The sequence below is a fragment of the Bradyrhizobium sp. 14AA genome (assembly GCF_054185205.1).
On sequence record NZ_JAVAYM010000131.1, the window covers coordinates 1 to 478 of the forward strand.

Below are 478 nucleotides of genomic sequence, written 5' to 3' on the forward strand. Positions count from 1 at the left end.
ATGAGTGAAGACCTCCCAATGATCGCCGACGCGCCGCGCGTCGATCGAGGCGACGCAGCACTGGCTGCCGAAGCGGTCGGCGATGTCGGACACCACTTCGGGCCGCGAGACCGCGGCTGAATTGACCGCGACCTTGTCAGCGCCGGCGAGGAGCAATGCGCGCGCGTCCTCGGCGCTGCGCACGCCGCCGCCGACGGTGACGGGCATGAAGTAGACCTCGGCGGTCCGACGCACCACGTCGAGGATGGTGCCGCGCGCTTCGTGGCTGGCGGTGATGTCGAGGAAGCAGAGCTCGTCAGCGCCGGCCGCGTCATAGGCGCGGGCCTGCTCGACCGGATCGCCCGCATAGCGCAGGTCGACGAAGTTGACGCCCTTGACGACGCGGCCGTTCGCCACGTCGAGACAGGGGATGACGCGAGCGCGAACGGTCATCTTAAAGCCCTCTTCCCTCTGGGGAGAGGGTTGGGAGAGAGGGAGT

Annotated in this window: 1 protein-coding gene; it reads right to left on the reverse strand. The window is 68.4% G+C overall.

Features of this window, described 5'->3' with window-relative positions:
• Positions 1-432, reverse strand: a 432-nt coding sequence (gene hisF, locus RAD15_RS43660) for an imidazole glycerol phosphate synthase subunit HisF (protein ID WP_458184838.1), incomplete at its 3' end; no start/stop codon positions are given.
• Positions 433-478 lie beyond the last annotated feature (46 nt).